The sequence below is a fragment of the Micromonospora sp. AMSO12t genome (assembly GCF_008806585.1).
Classification (GTDB): Bacteria; Actinomycetota; Actinomycetes; order Mycobacteriales; family Micromonosporaceae; genus Micromonospora; species Micromonospora reichwaldensis.
Window position 1 is genome coordinate 1 of record NZ_WAAS01000332.1, and the last position, 6311, is coordinate 6311.

At 73.0% G+C, this 6311-nt stretch carries 5 protein-coding genes and 1 rRNA gene; 4 read left to right on the top strand and 2 right to left on the bottom strand.

What is annotated here, in order from left to right; all coding sequences use genetic code 11:
• Window positions 1-8: 8 nt before the first annotated feature.
• Window positions 9-125 (top strand): 5S ribosomal RNA (gene rrf, locus F6X68_RS29540).
• 361 nt (window positions 126-486) lie between these two features.
• Here the strand turns inward: rrf and F6X68_RS29545 are convergent.
• Window positions 487-1170: a hypothetical protein gene (locus tag F6X68_RS29545; RefSeq protein WP_151457321.1), complete on the bottom strand. Its 684-nt coding sequence runs from the start codon at window positions 1168-1170 to the stop codon at window positions 487-489.
• 69 nt (window positions 1171-1239) lie between these two features.
• On the opposite strand from F6X68_RS29545, the gene F6X68_RS29550 reads away from it, so the two are divergent.
• From F6X68_RS29550 to F6X68_RS29560, 3 genes are read left to right on the top strand one after another with little or no spacing between them, the layout of a single operon-like run.
• Window positions 1240-3858 (top strand): valine--tRNA ligase, encoded by a 2619-nt coding sequence (locus tag F6X68_RS29550; protein ID WP_151457322.1) that lies wholly within the window; start codon window positions 1240-1242, stop codon window positions 3856-3858.
• The gene (locus F6X68_RS29555; protein ID WP_151457323.1) at window positions 3855-5189 is read left to right on the top strand and encodes a folylpolyglutamate synthase/dihydrofolate synthase family protein; all 1335 of its coding nucleotides are present in this window, start codon (window positions 3855-3857) and stop codon (window positions 5187-5189) included. The genes F6X68_RS29550 and F6X68_RS29555 overlap by 4 nt, the downstream gene beginning before the upstream one ends.
• Complete coding sequence (locus F6X68_RS29560; protein ID WP_225852503.1) at window positions 5186-5677, top strand: DUF4233 domain-containing protein; 492 nt, start codon at window positions 5186-5188, stop codon at window positions 5675-5677. The genes F6X68_RS29555 and F6X68_RS29560 overlap by 4 nt, the downstream gene beginning before the upstream one ends.
• Before the next feature lie 31 nt (window positions 5678-5708).
• Here the strand turns inward: F6X68_RS29560 and F6X68_RS29565 are convergent.
• Window positions 5709-6311 (bottom strand): VOC family protein (locus F6X68_RS29565; protein WP_151457324.1); only part of this gene is annotated, 603 nt, incomplete at its 5' end.

Consider the following 6311-nt stretch of genomic DNA (forward strand, 5'->3'; position numbering starts at 1 on the left):
GATAGAGTTACGGCGGTCATGGCGGAGGGGAAACGCCCGGTTACATTCCGAACCCGGAAGCTAAGCCCTCCAGCGCCGATGGTACTGCACTCGGGAGGGTGTGGGAGAGTAGGACACCGCCGGACAATCTTTCAGTTCAGGGCCACCCCGCAGGGGGTGGCCCTGAACTGCGTTACGGCCCATTTGAGGCATGGCCGAGAGCCGAATCCTGCGGGGACCGGAGGCCGAGAGCCGGATCCCCCGGGACCGGAGCAGGGTCGATCGGGCGGCGGATTCGTTTTCAGGCCGGGGCCGCGGGTTCCCCCGCCAGGTGCCGGGGACACTCCGCCCGCACCACCTGGACTCCACCCGCGCCACCTGGACTCCACCCGCACCACCTAGGCTCGGGCCGCGCCACCAGGGCTTCGCCTGCACCACTTGGACTCGGGCCGCGCCACCTGGACTCCACCCGCCGCCACCTGGCCTCGGGCCGGGCGGCCAAGGCGTTCAGCCTCGGGTCTGGATCTCCTCGCGCATGGCGCGGAACAGCCCGCCGGCGTCGTCGACGGAGCGACCCGGGAACATCGCCATCACCACGCTGCCGTGGTCGGCCCACCCGCAGACCGCGAAGTCGCCGCCGTCGCCGCTGGTCGTGCCGCACTTCATCACGCCGCCGAAGCGCCCGGCGGGCATCTTGCGCAGCCCCGTCACCTTGCCGGTCTCGTCGGTCAGCAGGCCGAAGAGACTGTTCAGGTCCCGCTCCGGCTGCCAGAGCAGGGTCGTCCCCCCGAAGACGAGCACCGAGCGCCTGTCGTCGGCAGGATCCCGGTAGACGGTGCCGAAGCTGCTGTCCAGGTCGATGTCGGCGGCGAATCCGCTGCGCAGGTAGTCGGAGGTGCTGCGGGCCCGGTCGCTGTCGTCGCGTACGAGGCCCGCCACCCGGTCCGGGGTGGCCAGATCGGCGTCCTTCTGCTGGGCGACCCGCCAGCCGGCGGTGCCGAGCACCGCGGCTCCCGCGAGTCCGACCACCGCCGCCACGGCCCACGCCACCCGCCGGCGCCCCGACCACGTCCCCCGCCGCTCCGGGGCGCTCTCCGGGTCCCGGTTGCTGAGCTGGATGGGCTCGTCGGTCAGATCGATCGGTTCGGGCCCGTCGGCGACCGGGCGATCGGTGAGATGTGCGTCGGACATAGCCGACACCGTACGCGAACAGCAGGTGGCGCACGTCGGGTCCCGGGAAGCGCTCCGTAGACTTTCAGGGTGACCGAGAGACTGGATGCCCGACGCCCCGACGCCCCGACCCTTGCCGGCCAGTACCAGCCCGGCGAGGTGGAGCAGCGACGGTACGAGCAGTGGGTAGCCGCCGGCCACTTCCGGGCGTCGGCGGACAGCGACAAGCCCCCCTTCACCATCGTCATCCCGCCGCCCAACGTCACTGGCTCCCTGCACATGGGCCACGCGCTGGACCACACCGTCCAGGACGCGCTGGTGCGGCGCAAGAGGATGCAGGGCCACGAGGCGCTGTGGCTGCCGGGCATGGACCACGCCGGGATCGCCACCCAGAACGTGGTCGAGCGGCAGCTCGCCGGCCAGGGCCTGTCCCGGCACGACCTGGGCCGGGAAAAGTTCGTCGAGCGGGTGTGGCAGTGGAAGGCCGAATCCGGCGGCGCGATCCTCGGCCAGATGCGTCGCCTCGGCGACTCCGTCGACTGGGACCGTGAGCGCTTCACCATGGACGAGGGCCTGTCCCGGGCCGTCCAGACCATGTTCAAGAAGCTCTACGACGACGGGCTGATCTACCGGGCCAACCGGATCATCAACTGGTGTCCGCGCTGCCTGACCGCGCTGTCGGACATCGAGGTGGAGCACACCGACGACGACGGCGAGCTGATCTCGATCCGATACAGCGACGACGTCGTGGTCGCCACGACCCGGGCCGAGACGATGCTCGGTGACACCGCGGTCGCCGTGCACCCGGACGACGAGCGCTACCGGCACCTGATCGGCACCGAGGTGGCCGTGCCGTTGACCGACCGGCGGATCCCGATCGTGGCCGACGAGCACGTCGACCCGAGCTTCGGCACCGGCATGGTCAAGGTGACCCCCGCGCACGACCCGAACGACTTCGAGATCGGCCAGCGGCACGACCTGCCGTCGCTGACGATCATGGACGAGCGGGGCGTCATCACCGCGCACGGCCCCTTCCAGGGCCTGGACCGCTACGAGGCCCGCCCCGCGATCGTCGCCGCGCTGCGCGAGCAGGGCCGGATCGTCGCGGAGAAGCGGCCGTACGTGCACGCGGTGGGGCACTGCTCCCGGTGCCGGACGACCGTCGAGCCGCGGCTGTCGCTCCAGTGGTTCGTCAACACCGCCCCGCTGGCCGAGGCCGCCGGCGACGCGGTGCGCGACGGTCGGGTGAAGATCGAGCCGGCGGAGCTGGCCAAGCGGTACTTCGCCTGGGTCGACAACATGCACGACTGGTGCATCTCCCGCCAACTCTGGTGGGGCCACCGCATCCCCGTCTGGTACGGCCCGGACGGCGAGATCGTCTGCGTCGGCCCGGACGAGGAGCCGCCGGGCGGCGAGGGCTGGCACCAGGACGAGGACGTCCTGGACACCTGGTTCTCCAGCGGCCTGTGGCCGTTCTCCACGCTCGGCTGGCCGGAGCAGACTCCCGACCTGGCGAAGTTCTACCCGACCAGCGTGCTGGTCACCGGCTACGACATCCTCTTCTTCTGGGTCGCCCGGATGATGATGTTTGGCCTGTACGCGATGGACGGCCGGCCGCCGTTCCACACGGTGGCCCTGCACGGCATGGTCCGCGACCAGCACGGCAAGAAGATGTCCAAGTCGTTCGGCAACGTGGTCGACCCGCTGGACTGGATCGACCGGTACGGCGCCGACGCCACCCGGTTCACGCTCGCCCGGGGCGCCAACCCGGGCGGGGACGTGCCGGTCAGCGAGGACTGGTGCCAGGGCTCCCGCAACTTCTGCAACAAGCTGTGGAACGCCACCCGCTTCGCGCTGCTCAACGGCGCGCACACCGAGGGGCCGCTGCCGGCGGCCGACACGCTGTCGACGGTCGACCGGTGGATCCTGTCCCGGCTGGCGCACGTCACCGCCGCCGTCGACGAGCAGTTCGAGGCGTACGAGTTCGCGAAGGTCTGCGACCTGCTCTACCACTTCGCCTGGGACGACGTCTGCGACTGGTACGTGGAGCTGACCAAGCCGGTGCTCGCCGAGGGCGGCCCGGCCGCCGAGGCGACCCGCCGGGTGCTCGGGCACGTGCTGGACCAACTGCTGCGGCTGCTGCATCCGGTGATCCCGTTCGTCACCGAGGAGCTGTGGACCGCGCTCACCGGCGGCGAGACGGTGCTGACGGCCGCCTGGCCGGTGGCCGACCGTACCGGAGTCGACGACGCCGCGGAGGTCGAGGTCGGCACCCTCCAGCGGGTGGTGACCGAGATCCGGCGGTTCCGCTCGGACCAGGGGCTGCGCCCGACGCAGCGGGTCGCCGCGCGGCTCGACGGCCTGGCCGCCGCCGGCATCTCCGCGCACGAGCCGCTGATCCGGTCGCTGGTGCGCCTCGACGCGGCCGGCGACGGCTTCCAGGCCAGCGCCACGCTCGCCATGCCCGGCGAGGTCAGCGTGGCCCTGGACACCCGGGGGACGATCGACGTGGCCGCCGAGCGGGCCCGGCTGACCAAGGACCGGGCCGCCGCCGAGAAGGAGGCCGCGCAGGCCCGGGCGAAGCTCGGCAACCCGGCGTTCGTCGACAAGGCGCCGGAGCCGGTGGTCGCCAAGATCCGCGATCGGCTCGCCGTCGCCGAGGCCGACCTCGTCCGCATCGACGCCGCTCTGGAGGCGCTGCCCTCGTGACCGACCGCACCGATTTCGCCGCCGTCGAGGCCGAGCTGGCCGAACGCGGGTTCACCCGCATGGCCTTCGAGCTGGACAAGATCGAGTCGCTGCTGGACCTGCTCGGCAGCCCGCAGCGGGCGTACCCGTCGATCCACCTGACCGGCACCAACGGCAAGACCTCGACGGCCCGGATGATCGACTCGCTGCTGCGGGCGTTCGGGCTGCACACCGGCCGCTACACCAGCCCGCACCTGGAGAACGTCCGGGAGCGGATCAGCCTGGACGGCGAGCCGGTGGACGAGGCACGGTTCGTCGCCACGTACCGGGAGATCGAGCCGCTCGCCCGGCTGGTCGACGAGCGCTCGGCGGAGCCGCTGACGTACTTCGACATGACGACCGCCCTGGCCTTCGCCACCTTCGCCGACGCCCCGGTGGACGTGGCGGTGGTCGAGGTGGGTCTCGGCGGCGCCGAGGACGCCACCAACGTGATCCAGGCCGGGGTGTGCGTGCTCACCCCGGTCGGGCTGGACCACACCGAGTGGCTCGGCGACACCATCCAGGACATCGCGCTGGCCAAGGCGGGAATCATCCACAAGGGCGCGACGGTGATCTCCGCGGCGCAGGAGGAGGAGGCCGCCGGGCCGATCCTGGAGCGCTGTGCCGAGGTCGGCGCGACCATCGCCCGGGAGGGCGCCGAGTTCGGGGTGCTGCGGCGGGCCGTCGCCGTCGGCGGGCAGGTGCTCACCCTCCAGGGCCTCGGCGGCGTCTACGAGGAGGTGTTCATCCCGCTGCACGGCGCCCACCAGGCGCAGAACGCGGCGGTGGCGCTGGCGGCGGTGGAGGCGTTCCTCGGCGCCGGGGCGAAGCGGCAGCTCGACGTCGAGGCGGTCCGGGAGGGCTTCGCCACCGCCAGCTCGCCCGGCCGGCTGGAGCGCGTACGCAGCGCGCCGACCATCCTGCTGGACGGGGCGCACAACCCGCACGGGATGGCCGCCACGGTGGCCGCCCTCCAGGAGGAGTTCGCCTTCAGCAAGCTGGTCGCGGTGGTCGGCGTCCTCGCGGAGAAGGACGCGGCCAGCCTGCTGGAGCTGCTGGAGCCGGTGGTCGACCAGGTCGTGGTGACCCGCAACAGCTCGCCCCGGGCACTGCCCGCCCGGGAGTTGGCCGCGCTGGCGGCGGAGGTCTTCGGACCCGAGCGGGTGGAGGTGGCCGAGGAGATGCCGGACGCGATCGAGGCGGCGGTGGCGATGGCCGAGGAGGACGTACCGGGGGAGCTGAGCGGGGTCGGGGTGCTGGTCACCGGGTCGGTGGTGACGGTGGCCGACGCCCGTCGGCTGCTGAAGCGATGACCGGGCCGGAGCGGGCCACCGCGGGCGACGACCGCCCGACCGGGGCACCCGACGGGCTCCCCGGCGACCTCCCCGCCAGTACCTCGGACGGCACCCCTGACGACGGCGCGGTCCGGGCGGCCGACGGCAACCCCGCGGGGCGCCCGCCGCGCCGCTCCGGGCTGCGCAACCCGGAACGGGCGGTCCGTGGCCTCGGCGCGGGCACGCTCAGCCTGGAGGCGCTGGTGCTGGTGCTGGCCATCCAGCCGATCCGGGTGGTCGGCGGCGACCTGGGCGGCGCCGCGATCGGGGCCGTGGTGGCGCTGGCCGTGGCGGCGGTGCTGCTCGCCGGCATGATGCGTCGGCCGTGGGCCTGGCACGCCGGCACCGCCCTGCAGGGACTGCTCATGCTGGCCGGCCTGCTGCACTGGTCGCTGCTGGTGCTGGGCGTCGTCTTCGCCCTGGTGTGGGGCTACGCCCTGCACGTGCGCCGGGTCATCCTGGGCTGACGGTCAGGCCTCGGCGAGCTGGGCTGACGGGTCAGGCCTCGGCGCGTTCCCGCCACTGGGTGAGGGCGATGCCGTGGCCGTCCGGGTCGCGGAACGCCGCCGCCCACACCTCCAGCTTCGTGCCCCGGTTGACCACCCGGGGGGCGTACGTGAACCGGACGCCCGTGCCGCGCAGCCGCTCGTAGGCGGAGCCGATGTCGTCGACCTCGAGGTTGACGTGCACCAGCCGGCGGCTGATCGGCGCCGCCTCGGTCACCTCGCGCAGCACCAGGCGGGTCGTCCCGGAGGAGAGGACCGCGTTGCCGGAGCCCCGGTCGACCTCGGCGAAGCCCAGGTCGCGGTAGAAGTCCAGCGAGCGGGGCAGGTCGGTGACCAGCAGGGTCAGCCCCACGCCGGCGATCGGCGCCCCGAACTCGTCGCCGGCCGCCGCGGTCTCCCCGGCCTCGTCGTCGGCGTCGGTCGCCGGACCGGGGCCGAAGATCGCCTCGTCCAGTTCCTCCGGGCTGATCCGCTCGTCGCGGACCCGCTCGTCGCGGACCCGGTTGCGCGGCGGGGCGGGATCGTCCAGGGGCAGGTCGAGCGGATCCGCCGGCGCGGACGGGTCGAGGCGCTCGCCGGGCGCGTCGAACCGCTC